General features: G+C 64.9%; 17 protein-coding genes. 8 read left to right on the top strand and 9 right to left on the bottom strand.

Annotation, left to right across the window (positions count from 1 at the left end; translation table 11 throughout):
• Positions 1 to 101: 101 nt before the first annotated feature.
• Positions 102 to 581 carry a cytochrome c-550 PedF gene (gene pedF, locus K2O51_RS21640; RefSeq protein WP_011297940.1) on the top strand — a complete coding sequence of 160 codons (480 nt, stop codon included), beginning with the start codon at positions 102 to 104 and terminating at the stop codon, positions 579 to 581.
• Positions 582 to 649: 68 nt separating this feature from the next.
• The gene (locus K2O51_RS21635) at positions 650 to 1,537 is read left to right on the top strand and encodes a substrate-binding periplasmic protein (protein ID WP_140950474.1); all 888 of its coding nucleotides are present in this window, start codon (positions 650 to 652) and stop codon (positions 1,535 to 1,537) included.
• Positions 1,538 to 1,592: 55 nt separating this feature from the next.
• On the opposite strand, the gene K2O51_RS21630 is transcribed toward K2O51_RS21635, so the two are convergent.
• Together K2O51_RS21630 and K2O51_RS21625 are read right to left on the bottom strand one after the other, a co-directional pair.
• A complete protein-coding gene (locus K2O51_RS21630) occupies positions 1,593 to 3,122 on the bottom strand; it encodes an argininosuccinate lyase (RefSeq protein ID WP_011297938.1) in 1,530 nt (509 codons plus the stop codon).
• Positions 3,123 to 3,272: 150 nt separating this feature from the next.
• Positions 3,273 to 3,833 (bottom strand): hemerythrin domain-containing protein, encoded by a 561-nt coding sequence (locus K2O51_RS21625; protein WP_011297937.1) that lies wholly within the window; start codon positions 3,831 to 3,833, stop codon positions 3,273 to 3,275.
• 526 nt (positions 3,834 to 4,359) lie between these two features.
• On the opposite strand from K2O51_RS21625, the gene K2O51_RS21620 reads away from it, so the two are divergent.
• Entirely contained in the window at positions 4,360 to 6,456 is a 2,097-nt protein-coding gene (locus K2O51_RS21620) for a penicillin-binding protein 1A (RefSeq protein WP_011297936.1), read from the top strand.
• Positions 6,457 to 6,505: 49 nt separating this feature from the next.
• Here K2O51_RS21620 and K2O51_RS21615 read toward each other — a convergent pair whose 3' ends face one another.
• Positions 6,506 to 6,946 (bottom strand): hypothetical protein, encoded by a 441-nt coding sequence (locus tag K2O51_RS21615; protein WP_011297935.1) that lies wholly within the window; start codon positions 6,944 to 6,946, stop codon positions 6,506 to 6,508.
• Between the two features lie 157 nt (positions 6,947 to 7,103).
• Between K2O51_RS21615 and K2O51_RS21610 the strand changes: the two genes are divergently transcribed.
• Positions 7,104 to 8,309, top strand: coding sequence for a M48 family metalloprotease (locus K2O51_RS21610; protein WP_220630701.1), 1,206 nt, complete (start codon positions 7,104 to 7,106; stop codon positions 8,307 to 8,309).
• Complete coding sequence (locus K2O51_RS21605) at positions 8,306 to 13,822, top strand: AAA domain-containing protein (RefSeq protein WP_245001863.1); 5,517 nt, start codon at positions 8,306 to 8,308, stop codon at positions 13,820 to 13,822. Before K2O51_RS21610 ends, K2O51_RS21605 begins: the two co-directional genes overlap by 4 nt.
• A 5-nt stretch (positions 13,823 to 13,827) precedes the next feature.
• On the opposite strand, the gene hisN is transcribed toward K2O51_RS21605, so the two are convergent.
• The gene (hisN, locus tag K2O51_RS21600) at positions 13,828 to 14,619 is read right to left on the bottom strand and encodes a histidinol-phosphatase (protein WP_011297932.1); all 792 of its coding nucleotides are present in this window, start codon (positions 14,617 to 14,619) and stop codon (positions 13,828 to 13,830) included.
• Positions 14,620 to 14,709: 90 nt separating this feature from the next.
• Complete coding sequence (locus K2O51_RS21595; protein ID WP_011297931.1) at positions 14,710 to 15,048, bottom strand: hypothetical protein; 339 nt, start codon at positions 15,046 to 15,048, stop codon at positions 14,710 to 14,712.
• A 346-nt stretch (positions 15,049 to 15,394) separates the two neighbouring features.
• Between K2O51_RS21595 and K2O51_RS21590 the strand changes: the two genes are divergently transcribed.
• From K2O51_RS21590 to K2O51_RS21580, 3 genes are all read left to right on the top strand, one after another.
• Positions 15,395 to 16,681 carry an MFS transporter gene (locus K2O51_RS21590; protein WP_011297930.1) on the top strand — a complete coding sequence of 429 codons (1,287 nt, stop codon included), beginning with the start codon at positions 15,395 to 15,397 and terminating at the stop codon, positions 16,679 to 16,681.
• Between the two features lie 115 nt (positions 16,682 to 16,796).
• Positions 16,797 to 17,261 carry a fumarate hydratase gene (locus tag K2O51_RS21585; protein WP_140950478.1) on the top strand — a complete coding sequence of 155 codons (465 nt, stop codon included), beginning with the start codon at positions 16,797 to 16,799 and terminating at the stop codon, positions 17,259 to 17,261.
• A 90-nt stretch (positions 17,262 to 17,351) separates the two neighbouring features.
• Entirely contained in the window at positions 17,352 to 17,849 is a 498-nt protein-coding gene (locus K2O51_RS21580; RefSeq protein WP_011297928.1) for a hypothetical protein, read from the top strand.
• A gap of 366 nt (positions 17,850 to 18,215) precedes the next feature.
• Here K2O51_RS21580 and K2O51_RS21575 read toward each other — a convergent pair whose 3' ends face one another.
• The 4 genes from K2O51_RS21575 to K2O51_RS21560 form a co-directional block, all read right to left on the bottom strand.
• A complete protein-coding gene (locus K2O51_RS21575; RefSeq protein WP_011297927.1) occupies positions 18,216 to 18,986 on the bottom strand; it encodes a ferredoxin--NADP reductase in 771 nt (256 codons plus the stop codon).
• Between the two features lie 148 nt (positions 18,987 to 19,134).
• On the bottom strand, positions 19,135 to 20,133 hold the full coding sequence (locus K2O51_RS21570; protein ID WP_140950479.1) for a Bug family tripartite tricarboxylate transporter substrate binding protein: 999 nt from the start codon (positions 20,131 to 20,133) through the stop codon (positions 19,135 to 19,137).
• 85 nt (positions 20,134 to 20,218) lie between these two features.
• Positions 20,219 to 20,977 carry an SDR family oxidoreductase gene (locus K2O51_RS21565; protein WP_011297925.1) on the bottom strand — a complete coding sequence of 253 codons (759 nt, stop codon included), beginning with the start codon at positions 20,975 to 20,977 and terminating at the stop codon, positions 20,219 to 20,221.
• 207 nt (positions 20,978 to 21,184) lie between these two features.
• A complete protein-coding gene (locus K2O51_RS21560; protein ID WP_220630700.1) occupies positions 21,185 to 22,138 on the bottom strand; it encodes a 2-hydroxyacid dehydrogenase in 954 nt (317 codons plus the stop codon).
• Positions 22,139 to 22,193: the final 55 nt, after the last annotated feature.

The raw sequence follows: 22,193 nt of genomic DNA, 5'->3' as shown, positions 1-22,193 counted from the left end.
GCCTGCTGCAACGCCGTGCAGTGCCCGTTCCGGCCCGCTGGTATGTCTCTTGCGGAAATGATGGCAAACAAAAATCCCATCCACAACTGTAGGAGACACTCATGAGAACGCAGCGCCGCCTGCTTGCCTTGTTTTCGCTCTGCGCCATGCTGAGCGCTGTCCCGGCCGGGACAGTCTGGGCCCATGGCGATGTTACGCCGCAAGCCGTCGACACCAAATCCTTGCCGCAGCTCGGCGACGAATGGCGCCCGGACAACCCCTATCGCGCCGGCAACGAACAGCAGGAAGCCCAGCGTATCGGCAGCTCGGCCTACAACCAGAACTGCGCGCGCTGCCACGGCCTGGAAGCGGTGTCCGGCGGCATCGCGCCTGACCTGCGCAAGCTCGACGGCGATTGCGTGTCTCTCGCCGATGCCAAGAAGAAACAGGCCTGCATGACCGAGATCTCGCAGTACTTCACCACCACCGTGCGCAAGGGCCGCACTCGCGACGGCCGTGTCTACATGCCGCCGTTCGATGGCGTGCTGAGCCAGGAAGCGGTGTGGGCCATCAAGACCTATCTGGAATCGCGGCACGAGTGAAGCGGTCCCGTTCGGCACGCCAGATCTTCCTCTCACCCTTGTTGTATTCCGCGTTCAGGAGAGACTCCATGTCCCCGATGCATTGTCCGCCTGCTGCCTCGCCGGCCAGCAGTGCCCGGCGCCGGCTGTGCGGCGCCTTGCTGGCCGCAGGCGCGCTGCTCGGCACCCGGCCGGCGCTGGCAGACCTGGCCCGGATCCGCCAGAACGGCACGCTGAAGGTAGCGGTCTACAAGGGCTTGCCGCCGTTCTCGGCGGTGGCAGGCAGCCAGTACACCGGCATCGATGTCGCGCTGGCCAAGGCCCTGGCCAGCGAATTGGGATTGCAGGTGTCGCTGTTGCCCTTCGATGCCGACGACGACATGTCCGACGATCTGCGGTCGATGGTATGGCGCGGCCATTACCTCGGCTACGGGCCGGCGGACGTAATGCTGCACGTGCCGGTCGACCGCACCTTCATGCGCGCCAACGAACAGGCCCTGATCTTTGCGCCGTACTACCGCGAGACTTTCGTGCTGGTGCGCGACCGCCAGCGCGTGCCGGACGTTCGTGGCCTCGAAGACCTGGCCGGCCAGCCTACCGGTGCCGCCGCCGGTTCGGGCGGCGCCAGCGCCTTGCTGTCGGGCGCCGGCGGCGCCTTGCGCGACAAGGTGAAGATCTACCCCGAAGGCGAGGACGCCTTGCGCGCGCTTTTTTCTGGTGAGATCGCTGCAGTTGTGGTGACCCGCGCGCAGTACGAGAGCGCGCTAAAAGCCGCGGGTCAGTCGGCCACGCGCTTCGCCACGGCGGACATCAGTTCACCGCTGTTGCCGCCGCGCGGATGGGCCATCGGCATGGCCATCAAGGCTGGGGACAAGGCCTTGGCTGAATCGCTGGAAAACGCGCTCGACGCGGTGCGGCGCAAGGGCGAACTGGCCCGCATCTTTGCCAACCATGGGGTAACGATGCAGGAGCCATAAGGAAATGAGCGGGGAAGAGGGCGGCCCAGGGCCTTACTGCCGAGGCCGCCACACCTTACTTCAACAGTTTGCTGAAGTCCCGATCGAGCCTGGCCAATGACGCATCGATAGAACCGCGCGTTGCCTTGATCCAGGCCTCCTGTTGCGCGATTTTCTGGTCCTCCTCTTTCAGCATGCGCGCCATCTCTGCGGGCTGAGGGCCGCCGCTCGTGACACGGTGGTTGACGATCGCCACCGGATCCAGCGCCGCACGGAATTCGGCCTCGCTCATCGGGAAATCCGTGGTGCTGCTGTAGCTGCGTACCGATTCGGCATAGATGCGCCGCGCCTCGGCGTAGGGAAATGCGCTAGGGCGGATGTCATGCGCCTTCGCGTACTCGACCAGCTCCGACGCGAAATGATGGCCGACGCGGAACGGCAGCTTGTACTTGCGCATCAGTTCATCGGCCAGTTCCTGCGATGCAGTCCAGTCGCTGTCCAGCTCCTCCAATGCCCGCTTCGGATCGATGACGAGCGCTTGCATGATCTTGTCCCAGCCCTGCAGTACGCGGATCGCGCTATCGACCATCTCGCCGTTGACGACGGCATCCTTGGCGTCCGACATGCCCGGCGGCAGGTTGTGGGCCCGCATCACCGGCCCCATCGCCAGCGTCAGTGCGGTCGACGCGCGCTCCCGCGTGGAATTCAGCAGTCCGGGGTTTTGCTTCTGCGGCATCGCGCTCGATACATAGGTATTGCCGCCGCCTTCGCGCAGGAGAATCCACGGACGCGGCTGGGCATACTGCGTCATCACATCTTCGATGAAGCTGCCGGCGTGCAGGCCGATGCTGGTTACGATCGACGCCACCTCGACCGGCAGGTCCACGGCGCTGATCTGCGACGCGTCATAAGCGTTGTCGACGAGCGCGGAGAAACCAAGGTAGCTCGCCATCCGCGTACGGTTCAGCGGCCAGCCGGTGCCATTGAGCACAGTCGTGCCCATCGGCGAGCGGTCGATGCGGCGATAGGCTTCGCGCAGCCGCTCGGCATCGCGGTCGAGCCCGGCGGTAATGCCGAGCAGGTAATGCCCGTAGCTGTTCGGCTGCGCGGCTACGCCGTTGGTGTAGTTGGGCACGACGGTGCCGGCATGCTGCCTGGCCAGTCCGACGATCGTGGCGGAGGTCTTGTTGAGCTGGTCGGCCAGTGCCAGGACCTTCTCGCGCAGCATCGCCGCGCGGACCGTGGCCAGCATGTCCTGGCTGGAGCGGCCGGCGTGCAGCAGCGTGACTTCCTGGCCTGCGGCCTGGATCATCAGCGGCTCGAACGTAATGACGGTCGACGGGCGTTTGCCGCCGGGCTTGTCGCCGTTCGCGAGCACGGTGGCAATGCCCCCGGCAACTTTCGGTGCCAGTGACTTGTCCAGCAGGCCTTCGTCGGTGTTGATGACGGCCGATGCCTTGTTGATCTCGCCAAGCCAGTAGAAGGCGTCGTGGTGGACGGTATCCGCCGCGAAAGCGGGAAAGGGTGCTGCCGAGGCGGCAACCAGGACGAGGGCTGACGATCCGAGGATGCGCGAGGTATTGCGCTTCCACCGCGTGAGGGGCATGGCATCTCCTGTATCTGGGGCGTTTATTGTCGGCAATGTTCGCGCATCATTGCGCGTTCGTCGACCGGTCCAGTCAGGATTGTTGCCGGATGCCCATTCGGGCCGATGGATTGACGCTCCTCTGCTACCTCCAGGGGCAGTGCATGTATGTCAGTGCATATATGCCTTCGCTTCCCCGTCGATCTGTTTGCGCAAGGTCGCGAAGCGCTCCTGCACCCTGGCGCCAAACAGCGGATCGGCAATGGCCGAATCGGCGGCTGCGATCTCTGCCCAATCCGCTTCGGTCAATAACTGAGCCGCACGCGGCATAACCAGTCCTTCTTCGGTCGAAAGGTGGTTGCGATAGTAGACAAGGTACATGGCTGCAGCAGCTTCCAACGCGGCTCGCGACGTAACGATCTCGCTTTCGGCTTCGCGCAGGCGGTTGAGCAGTTCTTCGCCCACCGTGGCAATCACGCGATGCTCCTGCAGCAGCCGGCTGAGGATGATCTGCATGCCTGGATCGCGCTCGACGAGCAGGGCATAGGCAACATCCTCACGCGGGTGGTGCAACAGATCGCCGTAGTTCCGCATGTAGTAGACGATCGTGCCCATCAAGCCGTAGTTCGGCTCCTCTCCCCGGTGAAAGGCAGTGACCTGCTGTTCCAGCAGGTTGAGCAGGCTGGCGAAATGGATATGGTCGGTATGCCAGACGGCGAGTGGGTCGGCCATGGTTCCCTCCTGGGAAGCTCGTCAAATTGGTGATCGGATCCGCTGCTCGGGTTCGCGCAGCCCGTGTGCACACGATAGTCGTCGGCCACCAATTGGAACTGATCCAGATCAATAGAACGGTTCACGCATAGTGGTCAGACGCGTGCCAACGCACCACCCGGCGATTGTTCCTGATTCTGGAAAGACCGTGCGAGATTTCGCGTCATTGTTCGCGGTGGGTGTCACATTGCTGACTCAATATCTGGCGGCAAAACGGCAGTGCAAGGCGTCTCAGCCAAAAGCACTGTGGTCTTTGCGCATTCGAAACATTTGTAATCGTCTGTTAATCGGTGCATCCCCAGCCTGATCGGGCAGACGACGTGTCCTGTCCCTTTGGTACGATCGCGCTCTTTCCGCAACGCGCCCCGTCCCCGTGAATCGCCGCTATGTATCGTTGTTTCGTGAGTATTGCGCGCGGGGGCTCGTCCACATCCGCCCGCTGGCCAGAGCCGGCATCGCGTTAGCCAGTCGCGCGCTGGGGGGCGCGATGCGCCGCCTTCGGCATCCGACGCGGCGCGGCATCCTCCTGGCCCTCGCCACTGTGCCGGCGCTGTTCCTGCTTTACGCGATCGCACTTGTGCCTTTCACCCCGAGCATCGGCGACATCCGCAAGGCGCGCATCGATCGTCCCGCGCTGATCGTGTCGGCCGATGGCAAGGTCATTGACGAGTTCAAGCCAGTCAATCGCGAATGGGTGCCGCTCGGGCAGATCTCGCCATACATGGTGGATGCATTGATCGCCACCGAAGACCGCCGCTTCTACGAGCACCACGGCATCGACTGGTTGCGGATCGCGTCAGCCGCGCTGCATACGTTCTCCGGTGATCGACAGGGCGGTTCGACCATCACGCAGCAACTGGCGCGCAACCTTTATCCCGACGAAATCGGCCGCGCACCGACGCTTGCGCGCAAACTCAGGGAAGCGATCACGGCGCTCAAGATCGAAACGGTATACAGCAAGGCGCAGATCCTTGAGACATACCTGAACAATGTGCCCTTCCTGTACAACGCCTACGGCGTGGAAATGGCGGCGCGTACCTACTTTGGCAAGACAGCCCGCCAACTCGACATACTCGAAAGCGCGACACTCGTCGGCATGCTGAAGGCCAACAGCACCTACAACCCCGTGCTCAATCCCGAGCGTGCCTTGCAGCGGCGGAACACGGTGCTCGGGCAGATGAACAAGTACGGGACGCTAAAGCCCAGTGCCTACTCGTGGCTGAGCCGGCAAACGCTCAATGTCAATTTCCAGTTGCAGACCGCGTCACGAAGCGCGGCACCGCATTTTTCCGCGCAGCTGCGCCGGTGGCTGAGCGCGTGGGCGGATCGCAACGGCTACAACCTCTACGCTGACGGTCTCGTGGTGCGCACGACCCTGGACTCGCGCCTGCAGGCCATGGCGGTGCAGGCCATGGCCTGGCAGGCAAACCAGTTGCAATGGGTCGCGAACGGGGCATGGAACGAATACACGGGTTGCAGGCCAGGCAACGAGCCGTTCCGGACGTTCATGCGCCAAACCTCCGAGTATCGCGCGGCACGCGATGCTGGCGAATCGGACCCGGCCGTGCTCAGGAAGCTCGGGACGAACCCGGCCTTCGTACGCGCCCTTTGCCGCAGCAAGGCGCAGGTGCAGGCAGGCTTTGTCGCGATCGATCCGCGTAGCGGCGATATCAAGGCATGGGTGGGCAGCCGCGATTTCAGCGACACGCCGTTCGATCACGTGCTGCAGGCCCGGCGCCAGCCGGGTTCAACCTTCAAGCCGTTTGTCTACGGGGCGGCGTTCGCGGACGGTGCACGCCCGAGCGACACGCTTTGGGACCGGAACGTTGCCATCCCAACGGCCGGGCAGGTGACCTGGCGGCCTACCGACGCCGAACCGCCGACCGACCAACCGATGTCGCTGCGCGACGCGCTGGTGTACTCGCGCAACCGCGTTACCGCCCAGCTCATGCTGAAGGAGGGGCCCGAGAAGGTCGCGCGGCTCGCGCGTGCGATGGGCGTGCGCGACAGCGCATTGGAAGCGGTACCGTCGCTCGCACTCGGTACAAGTCCGGTCACACTCAAGGAAATGGTCTCGGCGTACAGCACGATCGCGAACCGCGGCGTCTATCTGGAGCCGCGCATGGTGACTCGTATCGAGGACCACGACGGCAAGGTACTCGCTCAGTTTGCCAGCGCGGCGCCCGAACAGGCCTTGCCGGCTGGCGCGGCGCAAACGCTCGTCGATGTGATGCACGACGCAGTGGTTCGCGGCACCGGTGCGGCGATCCGGACGCGCTTCGGTATCCGCGCGGACGTGGCCGGCAAGACCGGCACGACGCAGGACAACGCGGATGGCTGGTTCATCCTGATGCATCCGCAACTGGTGGCCGGCGCGTGGGTGGGATTTGACGACGGACGCGTGACGCTCGGCGACTACTGGGGCCAAGGCGCGCGCAGCGCCCTGCCGATGGTGGGCGCGTTCTACGATATGGCGCTACGGGGGCGAGTGATCGATTCCGATGCGCGATTCAACCCTGAGAGCCGGCCGCCTCGCAAGGCCCGTCCGCCACGGCATCACCGCTTCCTGTTCTGGAACTTCTGATGCCGTGGCTGGCGGCGGGCACTAGCGCCGTGGTGCCCGGTCGCGTTGCTCAGTCGTCGTGGCGATGCTTCTTCTGGCCCTTGTGCTTGCCGCGATTGCCGTGATCGTGGTCGTCGGCATCGTTGTTGCGCGACACATTGCCGCCCAGCGCCGAACCCGCTGCGCCACCGGCCGCGGCACCGACGATGCCGCCGGTTCGGCCGCCCAGCGCATTGCCGGCCGCTGCGCCCGCACCGCCGCCCAGCGCGCCACCGACGACGGCACCGGTGCGCTCCTTCTTGTTCGAGGTCACCGCGCCGCCCGCGCCGCCACCGACCGCACCGCCGATCACGGCACCCGTGCTGCCGCCCAGCGCACCACCGACGGCTGCGCCCGCGGCACCGCCCAGGCCCCCGCCTACCGCGTTCTTCAGGTCATCGGCCAGCGCCGGCGTGGTGGCTGCGGCGAGCAGGAGTGTCAGGCAGAGGGTACGAAGTGGTTGTCGAGTCATGTTTTTTTCTCAATTCAGGAATGGTTGGCGTCTGGCCAGTGCGCGAGTTTACACGGTGCGCCGAGGCAATCCCTCTGGTCTGCAGGCCGCGGCTGGCCATCGCATCCCCAATCGTGGCCTGTAGAATCGGCGACCACGCAACCCTGGAACGACCTGCATGGACTCTCACGCTCCGGATCGCGGCGCGCTGATGCCGCTGGCCTATCACGCAACGGTGGTCGATTACCTGCGCCAGCACGAGCCCGAGGTCTGGTGCTGGGCGAGCGCGCGCGCAACCGGCGCCGACCACCGCGAGGCATTGCGCGCGATGCTGCTGCGCGACACCTACCGCATCGAGGCGGACGCCCACGCCGATGTACACGCGGTGCTGGCGCAGGCGATGGCGCGGCTTGGCATCGACGCACCGGCGACGCTGTACCAGTCCCCGGGCCAGGACATGAATGCATCGCTGTTCTATGTGCCCGGCGAGGTCCACATCGTCCTGCAGGGGCCGTTACTGGAACGGCTGGCACCGCCGGAATTGCTCGCGGTATTTGGCCATGAGTTGGCGCACTACCTGCTGTGGTCGCGCGACGACGGCCAGTTCCTCATGGCCGACCGCATTCTGAACGACGCGCTGGCGGCGCCCGCTGCCAGCGCGAGCCACCGGGAAACCTGGCGACGCTATGCCTTGCACACCGAGCTGTTCGCGGATCGTGGCGGCGCCGTGGCAGCTGGGGCGGTCGCCCCGGCCGTGTCGACACTGGTGAAGGTGCAGACCGGCATGGGCAGCGTGGACGCGGCCGCCTACCTGCGCCAGGCGGCCGAGATCGAATCCGGCGAGGCGGGCGCGAGCGCGGCCCACAGCCATCCCGAAACGTTCATCCGCGCCCGCGCGCTGGCGTTGTGGTGGGAGGGCGAGGGCAATCTCGATGCATGGATCGAATCCCGACTGCATGGCCCACTGTCGCTGGAGAAGCTCGACCTGCCGGGACAGGTCCGGCTGCAGGCGCTGACGCGCGGCTTTCTCGCGCACTTCCTTGCCGGTACGACGCTGGGAAGCGATGCGGTGCTTGCGCAGCTGCGAATGTTGTTCCCCGACTGGCGCGACGACGAGCCGGCAATCGGCCCCGAGGGCCTGGGCCCGGACGTGGCTGACGACAGCGTGCGCGGGTACCTCAACGCGCTGATGATGGACCTGTCGCTTGCCGACCCCGACCAGCAGGACGCAGCGCTTCTGCGCGCTGGTCACGTGGCACAAGCGCTTGGCAGCCTGGAAGCGCTGCAAGGCAACCTGCGCCGCGATGGCGGCTTCGGCAAGCGCGAGCTGGACCGATACCAGCGCCAACTCCACCGCCAACTGGCCAGGGAGGGCCAGTCATGACCGATAGCACCGATAGCACCATCCACGCCGCGAACACGATTCCGGAAGCAACCGGCGGCAACGATCCGCGTACGCTACGGGCCCTGATCGATGCACAGGCGGGCGCGGCGCTGGCGACCGACGACGTGCTGGTGCTCGTATTGCCGCTGTTCTCACAGGTCGCCGCGCTGCACGCGCGGGGCAGGGTAGCGGCGCTCGATCCGGACAGCATCCTCGTGGACGAGGAAGGCGCGCTGCGCCTGCGCCGGCCAGACGGCGAGACGCCGGCGATGGACATTGGTGCGATCCATCGCGTGCAACCCCATCCGACCTCGGCCCTGAACATCGTCGGCGCGCTGCGGCTCGGCCACGCCGATAGCGGGCACCGTGACCAAGCCGACCTGGCCCTGCAGCTGGATCTGGCGGCGCCCATCGAACGCCCGGTCTTCCTGCCCGGACCCGCGAGCTGGGAAAAGCTGATCGGCCATCACGACGAAATCGGCGATGTCTTTCTGCTCGGCATGGCGCTCGCGAGCCTGGCGTGCGGCCTGGACTTCACCGACGAGGACGACCTGCGCAGCTTCGTGGCGCATCGGCGCAATCTGTTCCTGCTGCACGAACGGCTGCATCCGATCGTCGCCGCGGTGATCGTCGAGATGACCGAGATCAATCGCCACGACCGGGCCACCGATGTCGCCGCGCAGGCAACCCGGCTGCGCACCTGGCGCGACCAGCCGGCGGCCCTGGATGTGGAACGCGCACTGGCGGGCACTGCCGGCGCCACGCCGCGCCGTGCCGCCGTGCTCACGCACTTGCGCGACCGCTTGTTCGACCTGTCGCGGCGCAACCGCCTGCTGCATTTCCGTCCGACCGCGGCCAGCGTCAACCTGACCGTGGCCAGCGTGCCGCTGATGCTGCAGATCGAAAGCGTGCAGCCCGAGCACATCTGCACCTGGGGCGGGCCGTTCGCCGCCGACCTGGTAGCGGGCAAGCCGGTGTCGCTGCAGCAGTGGCTGCGCTTTGACGACCAGCCCTACCTGCCGGCATCGCTCGATCGCCTGATCGCCGAAACCCGCCGCGACCGCGCCGAATACGGCTTCAGCAACCTGCGGCTGGTGGTGGCGTTCCTGCGCTGGCACAACCTGAAAGAGGCGCCGGACGAGCGCATCGTGACGCCGCTGCTGTGGCTGCCGGTGGAACTGGTCAAGCGCAAGGGGGTGCGAGACCAGTATGTGATCCAGAGCGCGGGCGGCGAGGCCGAGTTCAACCCGGTGCTGCGCCACTACCTGAACCAGCTTTACGGCATCCGGCTGGATGAGTCAGTCGATCTCGGCAAGACCTCGCTTGAAGAGATCCATGCCGGCATCCTCGCGCAGATTCGGCAATCGGAACCTGCGGTGGAGTTGCGCCTCGTCGACAAGGCAGCGGTGCGGCTCGTGCGGCAGAAGGCATTGCAGCGCATGCAGCAGTTCCAGCGCCGCAAGCCAGGCACGGCTGTCGCGCGCATCGGTGGCTGGCTGCCGCCGTACAGCTATGCGCAGGACGATTATCGGCCGCTGGGGCGCGCGCTGTTCGAGCATTGGGTGCGGCCGAGCGCGCTGCCACAGCGATTCGAAGCGGGCGCAGCACCGAGTGCCGGCCCGCGCCAGCCGCAGATGAGTGGCGCTGCCACGGCGGAGAGCGAAGAGCGCCAGGGCTACGTGCTTGAGGAGTCCGAGGGCCACCGTTATGCCTGGGACCTGGACCTGACGCAGGTGACACTGGCGAATTTCAACTATCGCAAGATGTCGCTGGTGCGCGACTACGCGCAGTTGCTCGACGAGCCCGGCGCCAATCCGGCGTTCGATCGCGTCTTCTCGATCGACCCGCGCGACGTGGAGACGGACGCTCCCGCGGCGCTCGCACCGTCCGAGCAGTGGAATGTGGTGGCGGCCGACGCGACGCAGAACGCGGCGGTCGGGCTGGCTCGCAGCGCGCGCAGCTTCATCATCCAGGGGCCGCCGGGCACGGGCAAGTCGCAGACCATCACGAACCTGATCGCCGACTACGCGGGACGCGGCAAGCGCGTGCTGTTCGTCTGCGAGAAGCGCGCCGCGCTCGACGTGGTGTTTCATCGGCTCAGGCAAAGCGGCCTAGACTCGCTGTGCTGCCTGATCCACGACTCGCAAGCCGACAAGAAGGCCTTTATTGCCGACTTGCGCGCGTGCTATGAGCAGTGGATCGCGCAACCTCACGACGGCGATGCTCTGGCGGCGCGCCGCACGCAGGTGGTGGATGCGCTGAGTGCGCATCAGCAGCGCATCGATGCGTTCGAGTCGGCGATGGCTGCCGCGCCCGAGGCGCTGGGCGACAGCGTGCGGGCGCTGCTTCGCCGGGTGGCCGCGTTGCCCGCCGTGCCGGATACCGGGCCGGCCATGCGCGAGCGCCTTCCGGCGCTGGCTGCGTGGGACCGGCAGCGTGATCTCGCGCACCGCGTGCATCGCGCCATGCGCGAGCGCTTTGGCCTGAACAGCCTGGCGGCGCATCCGTTCGCTCGCTTGTCGCCGCGATTGCTCGTCGATGAGCGCGCGTATGGTCGCGCGGAGCAGCTTTGCAGCGACGCCGAAGGGTTGTTCGATGCGCTCGATCCGTTGATGGACAGCACCGCCAGCCTGACTGGCCAGGACACCGCGCTGGAGCAGGCGCGCGCGAATGCCGCCGACAGTCAGTGGCTGCTCGATACAGGACTCGCCGCGCACCTGAACCTGCTGGATTCGGCCTCGCCGGCGCAGGCCGCGTTGCGCGAGATTCGCGCGGAACTGGAGCGGCGCACGCAGGCACTCGCCGATGCGCAAGCGGCAACGGCGAACTGGAAAGACAAGCTGAGCCCCGGCGATACCGAGTCTGCGCTTGCGCTCGCGCGGCGTCTGGAGCCGTCGTTCGCGCGCTGGCTGCAGCCTGCGTGGTGGCGACTGCGCGGCGAACTGAAGCGACGCTACGATTTTGGCAAGCACGCTATCCATCCGGGCTTCGGCAAGGTGCTCGAAGCGCTGGCGGCCGAGCATGCCGCGCATACGGCGCTGGCGGCGGCCGACGCCGACAGCCGCCGCCGCTACGGCGTGAGCGAGATGCAGGCTTTCCTGCGCGCGCTTGGCGAACTCGAGCAGCGCCTGCAGTCGACCACGGGTCCGCGCGAACTGGTCGCGCATCTGCGCCAGGCCGTCGATCCGATCGCGGCGGCGCGCGCCGAAGCCGGTGCGCGCGAAGCGCTGGAAAAGCTCGCGCAGCGTGTTCGCGACGGGCTGGTGCTTGACGGCGATGCACGTCTTGCCGACATCGCCGAACTGCTGCGCGACCTGCGCGAAGCGCTCGACGAGCTGCCCGACCTGTTGCCACTGCTGCGCGCCTTGCATGCCAGCGATCCCGCCTGCGCTGCCACGTTGCAGTGGCTCGATCACGAGCCCGCCCAGCTGGAAGCGTTGGTGGCCGACGAAGCGTTGCGTCGCCTGACGCGCGAAAGCCCGTTGCTCGCGCGCTTCGGCGGCGCTGCGCTGGCGCAGGCCGCGCGCGCCGTGGCGCAGGGCCAGCGCGAACTGCTCGCGCTGAATGCGCAGGTCGTGCGCGCCAATCGCCATCAGCAGTTTGCTGAACATGTGCGCACCTCCTCGTTGTCGGCGACGATGCTGGACGCCGACGGCAAGGCGTTCAAGAAGCAATACGCCACGGGCCGCCGTGAACTGGAACATGAGTTTGGCAAGAGCATGCGCCACCGCTCGATCCGCGATCTTGCCGACGACGAGACTGGCATCGTCATCAACGACCTGAAGCCGATCTGGCTGATGAGCCCGTTGTCGGTATCCGACACGCTGCCGCTGTCGTCGGACCTGTTCGACGTCGTGATCTTCGATGAAGCGAGCCAGATTCCGACCGAGGAGGCCGTGCCCGCGCTGAGCCGGGCGCGCCAGGTGGTGGTGGTCGGCGACGAGATGCAGTTGCCGCCGACGAACTTCTTCACGGCTGGCGGCGCGGACGGCGACGATGAGATCGTCGTGGAGGAGGAGGGCGAGCGCATCGCGATCAACCTGGATTCGGACAGCCTGCTGAACCAGGCCGCGCGCAACCTGCCCGCCACGCTGCTGGCGTGGCATTACCGCAGCCGTCACGAGTCGCTCATCAGCTTTTCCAATGCGGCGTTTTACGACGGGCGTCTCGTCACCATTCCCGACCGTGTGCTGGAAGCGGCCGAGCACGAGGCGCCGCCGCTGCGCTCGGATCTGGAGGATGCCGGCATCGCGGGCGCGGACGCGTTGCTGGCGCGCCCGGTCAGCTTCCATCGTCTCGCCGACGGCGTCTATGCGGAACGACGCAATGCGCCCGAGGCCGTCTACATCGCCCGGACTGTACGCGAGATGCTCCGTCGCGAGACTGGCCTGAGCCTGGGTATCGTCGCGTTTTCCGAGGCGCAGCAGGGTGCCATCGAATCCGCGCTTGAGGCTTTGGCCGCCGAAGACGCGGATTTCGCCATGCGCCTCGAACGCGAATACGTGCGCGAGGACGACGACCAGTTCAACGGGCTGTTCGTGAAGAACCTGGAGAACGTGCAGGGCGACGAGCGCGATGTGATCATCCTGAGTATCTGCTACGCGCCGGGGCCGGACGGCAAGATGCTGATGAACTTCGGCCCGATCAACCAGCGTGGCGGCGAGAAGCGCCTGAACGTGATTTTCAGCCGTGCGCGCCACCGCATGGCGGTGGTCTCGACCATCCAGGCCGAGGCGATTACCAACGTGCATAACGATGGCGCGGCCGCGCTGCGCGCATTCCTGCAGTTCGCGCAGGCCAGCGCGCGTGGCGAGTTCGAGCGCGCGCAGTCGGTGCTCGGTGCACTGAACCCCGGCGCGCGCGATGCCTTCACGCGTACGGCGACGCCCGACAGCATCCGCGATGCGCTGGCCGAGGCGTTGCGTGCGCGCGGCCATCAGGTTCACGTAAACGTGGGTCGCTCGCAGTTCCGTTGCGACCTGGCCATTGCCGAGCCGTCGGGACAGGGTTATGCGCTGGCAATCCTGCTCGACACGCCAGCCGAGGCGGTGGCGGACACTGCCGAACGCTATGTGTTTCGCCCGGGCATCCTGCGTGCTTTCGGTTGGCGCGTACTGGATATCCCCGGCAAGGACTGGCTTGATGACCGGGAGGCCGTGCTGGCCCGCATCGAGGCGATGCTGGCCGACGGCGAGGATGGTGCGCTGGACGTTGTGGCGGAAACGCCGGTGCCGTCTGCCAGGCCGGCTGCGGTGCGGAGCGAGGCGCCTGCGGCTGAGGCAACAGCCACGGGTGCCCAGGCAGAGTTCGCGCGGATGCTGCGCTTCGAACAAGGCACGTCGCGCAAATTCTGGCGCGCGAGCGTGAGCGGGGCGGAACTCTCCGTCACCTACGGCCGCATCGGCAGTGCCGGACAGTCGAGCGTCAAGGTCTTCGACGAGCCCGGTCGGGCCCGCCGTGAAATGGACAAGCTGGTCGCTGAGAAACTGCGCAAGGGCTATGTGGAGGAGTAGTCCGATCAGCCCGGCGAATTCAGTAGCCGGAGGATCTCTGCATGGACACGGGCATCGCCGCAAGCGACGACTGCCCCGCCATGCTGAGGATCGCCGCCGGTCCAGCTTGTCATGATGCCGCCGGCACCCTCGACGATGGGGATCAGGGCCTGCACGTCATACGGCTGCAAGCCTGCTTCCACCACGGCGTCGACCTGGCCTGCGGCGACCATGCAATAGCCGTAGCAATCGCCGCCATAGCGCTGCATGCGCGCAGCGCGTGCCACGCGCTGGAACGCATCCCATTGTTCGCCGGATTCAAACATGTCCGGCGTGGTGCAGAGCAGCGTGGCTTCCGACAACGCCGCGCAGGGGCGCACCTGCAGCGGATTGCCATTGAGCCAGGCTCGCTCGCGGTCACCGGAAAAACGCTCGCGTGTGAAGGGCTGGTCCATCACGCCGAGCACGGGACGCTGGCCATCATTGAGTGCAATCAGGGTGCCCCAGAGCGGCAGCCCGGTAATGAAGGCGCGCGTGCCGTCGATCGGATCGAGTACCCAATGGTGCGGGTCAGTACCGGTAATCCTTTGCTCTTCTTCGCCAAGGATGCCGTGGGCGGGATACGTGCTTCGAATCAGTGCGCGCATTGCCAGTTCCGCTTCCCGATCGGCCACCGTGACGGGGTCGAAGCGCGCGGTACCTTTGTCGACCACGCTAATCGGGGCGCGAAAATAAGGAAGCGTCACGGCACTTGCCGCATCGGCCAGGCGACCGGCGAAGGCGAGATATTCGGACTGCTGGTCGGCGTGCATTGACATTGCGGTGTGCCTGCTGTGGCGAGAATGGAAGGGCGTCCATTGTAGCGGGCAGCATGCCGCTCGCTTGCACGCGCTCCGGTCCGGGCATGTCTATTCCTGCCGCCGCCCAAGTGGACCGGGCAGCATCTTGAGCCCGACCCATAGCGCACCGATGACCACATTGATCGGCACGCTGAGTACGCCCGGTACATAGAACAATGCCGACAGCGCAGGCGCACGAAGCCCCAGTTCCACGACACCACCAGCAGCGGACAGGATCACGCCACACCAGAGCCAGCGCCGCATGTATGTGAGCAGCCAATGCGCATGCGCCTTGTTGAAATGCCAGGCCATGGATCGTTCGGCCAGGTTGCCGCGGCTGACGTCCCTGAACAGCCAGTTGAAAAAGAAATAGCGATATAGCAGGGTGCGAAAGGCCAACTCTTGCATGACTCATCCTTTGGCCACAACCAGCAGCGCAGAGGAGGGCTCACTCCGGCATTCAGAGGGTTGTACCTACAGAATCCAGCCTACCAAAAAGTCGCGGAGTATGGGCAATGGCGCTTGATAGCCTGTTCCCGTTCGTTTCCGTTTGCACCAATGTGGTGATGTCAAAAGAGACAGGTCGGCAGAATGGCACATCGTAAGAGAGCGATCTACTGTTCGCTCGATTTAGTGGGCGCCAGTTTCTTCACCTACACTTAGTTCGCTCGAGAGCCCTGAACGGCGCTCCTGAAGCCGCCCGCGCGCCGGGCAGATGCCGAGCCAAATCCAGCCTTGCCGATGAGCGATCAACATGGCGGCCGCTACTGGTGGAACGGGTTCCGAGGACAGTGACCGAACCTTGCTGTACTTCGGTTGGCTGACCCTGTTCATCTATCTGGCAACGCCGGCCGGATACCTGATCGATATCCAGACGTCGTACCTGCTCAAGAACCAGTTGCATGCGTCGGCGACGCAGATATCGACATTCCGGCTGCTGACGGGCATACCGGTCTATCTGGCGTTCGCGTTCGGCCTGGCGCGCGACCATTGGAACCCGCTGGGATTGCGGGACCGCGGTTTCTTCCTGATCTTTGCTCCCGTTACGGCGGCGGCGTGCATCGGGATGGCGTTCGCAGGCTTTTCGTATGAAGGCCTCGCGGTCGGCATGCTGCTGGCAATGGTGTCGTCCCGATTCGTCGCCGCAGCCTACCAGGGGTTGGTCGCCCTGGTGGGCCAGGAGAAGCTCATGTCGGGGCGCCTGAGCGCTCTGCTGAATGTCGTGAGTTCCGTTCCCGTGGTCGCGGGAGCGTTCGCTTCCGGATATGTCTCCGATCATCTCGCCGTCAGTCAGGCCTTCTTTCTGGTGGCGACGTTCAATGTATTGATTGCCGTATTGGCGCTCTGGAAGCCAGAGTCCGTCTTCGGCCATGCCTACGAGAAGCCGGAAGCCAGAGGCGAGGATTTTTTTGCAAACCTCCGGCGTCTGGTTCGGCATCGGGCCGTTTATCCGGCGGTTCTCATCTGTTTTCTGTGGAATTTCGCGCCCGGAGCCGCCACCCCTCTGCAGTTCTACCTGACCAATGAGCTGCATGCATCGGATTCCGTCTATTCGTACTACAACGGGATATTTGCCCTCGCGTTCATCCCGACGTTCGTACTGTATGGCTATCTCTGCAAGAAGGTCTCGCTGAGCAAGCTGCTGTGGTGGGGAACGATTGTCGCGGTGCCGCAGATGATTCCGCTCGCATTCATTCATTCCGCCAACCTTGCGCTGGTATTGGCGGCGCCGATCGGGCTGATGGGCGGCATCGCTACTGCAGCGTATCTCGATCTTGCAATGCGGTCCTGTCCGCCAGGGTTGCAGGGAACCCTGATGATGCTGGTGGACGGTGTGTTCGCACTTTCCGCGCGCGCCGGCGATCTGCTTGGCTCATGGATCTACAACAGTGGCGCGGCGCAGGGATTCACATATTGTGTGATCGCGACCACCGTGGTCTATGCGCTGATCCTGCCGCTGATCGCGCTGGCGCCGAAGGAATTGATTGCTACGAAGGATGGTGAACCGGCGCTGGAGGCTGATGCAAAGGGCGGGACATGACCCGCGAAACCTGTTTCTGTTGACATCCTGCGATGCGTGCGAAAGCGGGGTCGCTATGGATAAAGCGATCCACAAGCTATACTCCGCGCTCCACAACTAACGGGTAATGATCGATATGGTCGCAACAACCAAGGCAACGACTGAAAAGAGCGCGGTCGCAAAGAAGAAGCCTGTCGCGCGGAAAATCGCTGCGCCGACGAAGAAGGCCAGCGTGCTGGCACGTGAAGCCCAGGCAGCGAAGAAGCGCCTGCTGAAGCTGCGCGCTGACACGAAGAAGGCAATCGAAGCGGCAAAGCGTGAGATTGCCCAGGCTGTAGACGCCGCAAAGTCTGCACTGCGTTTTGAGAAGCAAGCCGCCAAGGAAAAGCTCGCGGCGAAGAAGGCCAAGGCTGCTGGCGCCAAGAAGGCAACGGCGAGCAAGACCGCTGGCAAGAAGGCCGCCCCGAAGAAGGCCGCGCCTGCCAAGGCAGCCGTGAAGGCTCCGCGCAAGGCAGCAGCGAAGCCCGCAGCGAAGAAGCCGGCAGCGGCGAAAAAGGTCTCGCGCAAGGCAGCTGTGGCAGCACCGGCGGTTTCCGCCTGATTTTTACCCCTCCGACTGGTTTGACTGGTTCGGACCAGTCGGCTGAAAAAGGGGCGCGCGGTTGACGCGCAGACTAGTACGACAAGATTGATGCACGACACCGACGACGCTCATTCAGAGCAAGAATCCTCTGCCATCCATGAGCCCCGACTCTGGCGGGACAAGGGTTGGACCGCCCGCGTGATCAAGAACGAGGACGGCGATGGCTGGGCCGTCGAGATGATCCGCGACGGCAGCGCCGAACCGGCGCTGGTCGGCCCCTGGACCATGGGGAGAAACAAGGTCGATCCGAAGCCGCTCGATGCGACGGCCCATCAGACGCTGGTCAAGACCGCATCGGAAGTCATCCGCCGGCATGAGCAGCAGTTGCATGCCCAACTCAACAAGCAGTGCAGCATCGAGACCGAATCGGGAAGCCTGACGGTCAGGCTGGTGGTCACACCGGATGAGTTCGAGCCGTTTGGCACGCTGACAGCCGTGGATCCTTTCGGGGATGTCATCGCCACGGTGAAGGTGCCGCCCGACTTCAAGCTGACGCGTACGCGTGCGGAGCGCTGGGCAGCCGACGGATTCGGCCGGATTCAGTAGTGCTTCATGTGGTCCCAAGGACCGCAACGCGGCGGAAGGTACGACTCCGAGGGGACACTGAGGTCGATTGGATGTCTCTTTGTGGCTTATTGAGCATTTATCACAATTTATCCTGGCCAAATAACTTATCTGACCAGGATATAAATGCCACTAATCGGCTCGCCCGACGCCTTGCTTCGTCAGCGCCGCGACAGTTCAGAATGCGATCGACGGCCTTCGTGAGCGCGAGATCGTATGGAAGGAATCGCGAGGCTCTTACGAGATCGAGAGGTTGCGTGCCAAAGGCCTGACGTCGTGAAGAAATCAGGCTTGGCTAAGCGGGGAGGGGGAGCGCGCCCCCCTCTTGAAAAGCCGATAGCAGCCGACTCAGCCGACAAACGCCTTTTCGAGCACAAAGTGCCCGGGATGGCTCATATTGCCTTCGATAAAGCCGCGCTCATCGAGCATCGCGCGGACTTCCTTGAGCATGTCCGGGCTGCCGCACAGCATGATCCGGTCATTTTCTTTCGAGAAGGCCGGCATATCCAGGCGGTCGAACAGCTCGCCGGTTTCAATCAGCTCGGTGATGCGGCCGCGAGTGTGGAAGTCCTCGCGCGTGACGGTCGGGAAATACACCAGCTTCTCGCGCACCAGATCGCCGAGGTATTCATGCTTCGGCAGGTGTTCCGAAATCAGTTCGCGATACGCCAGCTCTTCCACAAAGCGGCAGGTATGGGTCAGCACGATCTTGTCGTAGCGTTCATACACTTCCGGGTCGCGGATGATCGACAGGAACGGCGCCAGGCCGGTACCCGTGGCGAGCAGCCACAGGGTCTTGCCCGGCAGCAGGTTGTCGACCAGCAGCGTACCGGTGGGCTTCTTGCCGACGAAGATCTGGTCGCCTTCCTGCAGGTGCTGCAGGCGCGAGGTCAGCGGGCCATCGGGCACCTTGATGCTGAAGAACTCCAGGGTCTCTTCGTAGTTGGCGCTGGCAATGCTGTAGGCACGCAGCAGCGGGCGGCCATTGACTTCGAGGCCGACCATGGCGAACTGGCCGTTCTCGAAGCGGAAGCCCGGGTCACGCGTGCAGGTGAAGCTGAACAGCGTGTCAGTCCAGTGGTGAACGGAAAGTACGGATTGGGGGTTGAGATTGCTCATCAAAAAAGCGCCGGAGGGAGCACCTTCGGCGTAAAAGTAGCAGGAATGCGGATATCGCCGAATATTAGCGCGAATCGTGGCCGGCTTGCTGCAGTGCGTTTGCCGGCCATTCCGCCACAAGGGGCATGCTTCGCAGAGCGTGCGGCGCTTACTCTGCCTGGATGTTCGCTTCTTTGACGACCTTTCCCCACTTGGCCAGGTCCGATTTGATCAGCGCCGCATAGTCTTGCGGCGTGCCGCCCTGGATGTCGATGCCCGCGGTCTCTAGCTTGGCCCGGACTTCCGGCAGCTTCAGCGCAGCGTTGATCTCGGCGTTGAGCTTTGCCACGATGTCCTTCGGTGTGCCGGCCGGGGCCAAGAAGCCGCCGTTGGTGCTGGCGTCATAGCCTTTCAGGCCCTGTTCTTCGGCTGTTGGCACATTGGGCAGTGCCTTCGCGCGCTTGCGCGTGGATACCGCGAGCGCGCGCACATTGCCCGACTTGACCTGCTCCTGGATGGCGCTGAGGGTGTCGATGTACAGGACCGTACGGCCGGCAATCAGGTCGGGGTGGGCGGCGGACGAGCCCTTGTACGGCACCAGCAGCACCGGCGCACCGCTGACCATGCGGAACATTTCCGCCGCCATCTCCTGCGCGCTGCCGCGGCCCGAGGTGGCCACCTTGGCCTCGGCCGGATTCGCCTTCATCCACGTGACAAGCTCGGGCACCGTCTTCACCGGCAGCTTCGGATACGCCGCGAACACCAGCGGAATCTCATGGGTGTAGACGATCGGCTCAAAGCTCTTTTCAGGGTCCCAGCCGAGGTTCTTGAACAGAAACTTGTTGATGTTGTGGCTGCCGCCGACGATGCCGATCGTATACCCGTCGGGCTTGGCGTTGGCCAGCACGGCGGTGCCGAGGTTATTGGAGGCCCCCGGCCGGTTTTCGACGATGAAGGGCTGGCCGAGCGTCACCGAAAGCTTTTCTCCGACCACGCGCGCAATCAGATCAATGCCGCCGCCGGCCGGCGCGGGGACGATGATCGTGACCGGGCGGGTCGGATAGTTCTGCGCGGCCGCCGCGCCCGTCGCAGTAACAAGGGCGACGCAGCCTGCCAAGGCGCCGATCAGCGTGGTGAGTGTAGTGAATTTCGGTGTGGTGATGCGCATGGGGTGTCTCCGTCTGGATGCTGGTCAACTCGTGTCAACTCTGGTGGTGCCCCGGCGTGCGATGCCCCGGGGCGCCCTGTTCCCGTCAGCCGCGGCCGACGAATGGCATGGCGCTGGCCATGACTGTCATGTTCAGCACATTGGCGTCCAGCGGCAGCGATGCCATGTGGCGCACAGCATTGGCCACATGTCGTGCTTCCATCATCGGCTCCGGTGCCGTCGTGCCGTTTGCCTGCAGCACGCCACGCGTCATGCGTTCCGACAGTTCGGTCAACGCATTGCCGATGTCGATCTGGCCCGCGGCAATGTTGAAGGCCCGGCCATCGAGCGCCAGGGCCTTGGTCAGGCCGGTGACGGCATGCTTGCTGGCAGTGTAGGGCGCTGTGAACGGACGCGGCGTGTGCGCGGAGACCGATCCGTTGTTGATGATGCGGCCGCCCTGCGGGGACTGGCGGCGCATCAGGCCGAAAGCGGCCCGCGCGCACAGGAACACGCCGGTCACATTGGTGTTGATGACGTTGAACCACTTGTCCAGGGGCAGTTCATCCATCGGCACGGCGGGGGCATTGACGCCTGCGTTGTTGAACAGCATGTCGAGCCGCCCGAACTCGCGCTCGATCGTGTCGAACAGGCTCTGCACGCTGGCGGGGTCCGTGACGTCGGTCGGTACGGCCAGTGCGGTCTGGCCTCGCGCGGCCGCTTCGGCGGCCAGCGTTTGCAGCGGATCGGCACGGCGGCCTGCAAGTACGACTGTCCATCCGTCGTCGAGCAGTGCCAGCGCAGTCAGCCGGCCGACACCGCTGCCGGCGCCCGTGACTAGCGCGATTCTTCGGGAAGTATTCACAGTGGTCTCCGTATTGTTATGGGGTGTTCTTTTTTCGATGCACAGGATGGGAAGCGGCCGGGGCTAAGTAACGACCAGCGGGATTTCGCCGAGGCCCGTGACGCTGGCATCCATCACATCGCCGCGCTGCAACGGGCCTACGCCCGAAAGCGTGCCAGGCAGGACGAATTCCATCATGGCGCTCCTGAGTGGGGGGGGCCTGTCGACTCAGGTAGTCAGGCTCATCGCAGGGCGCTTGCCGGCCAGCCCCTCGGCCACGCTGTCCAGGACCATCCGGATCATGGCGGCGCGGGTTTCCCACGTGGCACTGGCGCGATGCGCCTGCAGCGTCGTGCGATCCGACTTGCGCAGCGCCAGCGGCACGCGCGGTTCGTCCACGAAGACATCGAGGCCAGCACCGGCAATGCGGCCGGCCTCGATGGCTTGTGCCAGGTCGTCTTCATTGACCAGGCGCCCACGCGCCACATTGACCAGGAAGCCGCGCGGCCCCAGGGCATCAAGGACGGCGCCGTTCACGATGCCTTCCGCCTTGTCGGCCGCCGCGCACAGCACCAGCGCATCGCTGTTGCGAGCGAGGTCGACCAGATCGGGCACGAACGCGTGCGGCAAATCGTCCATGCGCCGCAGATCGGTGTAGCGGATCGGGCAACCAAATGCAGCGGCCCGCGTGGCGACCGCGCGGCCGACGCGGCCCATGCCGACAATACCGACGCGCATGCCGCTGAACCGGCGCGCGAGCGGAATGGCCGACGGTTGCGGAAAGCGTTCCCACTGGCCATCGCGGACAAAGCGGTCGCCCGCGCAGATATTCCGGCAGGCGGCAATCAGCAGGCCAATCGCAAGGTCTGCCACGTCCTCGGTCAGTGCGCCTAGCGTGGCGGTGACCGGCAGCCCGCGCTCGCGGCAATAGGGCAGGTCCACCGCGTCGGTGCCCACACCGTTGACGGCCACCACCTTCAACGCTGGCAACTGTTCCAGCATCGCCCGGGAAATCCCGGTGTGCCCGCCCGTGATGACGGCCTGGATGGCCGATCCATGCTCCTTGAGCCAGGCGGCCTGGTCCTCGACCTCGAACAGCTTGTGCACGTGGTAAAGGGCGGCCAGTTCGTCATTGGCGGCGGGGATCAGGATGGGATTCAGTTGCAGGATGTGCGGCTTCATGTGGTCGTCGGAGTCGGCTGGAATGTAGGACCCATGGTAGTTAATGGTTGATTGT

This window comes from Cupriavidus pinatubonensis (assembly GCF_019602855.1).
Lineage (GTDB): Bacteria > Pseudomonadota > Gammaproteobacteria > Burkholderiales > Burkholderiaceae > Cupriavidus > Cupriavidus pinatubonensis.
This window is presented reverse-complemented; position numbering and strand designations above follow the sequence as displayed.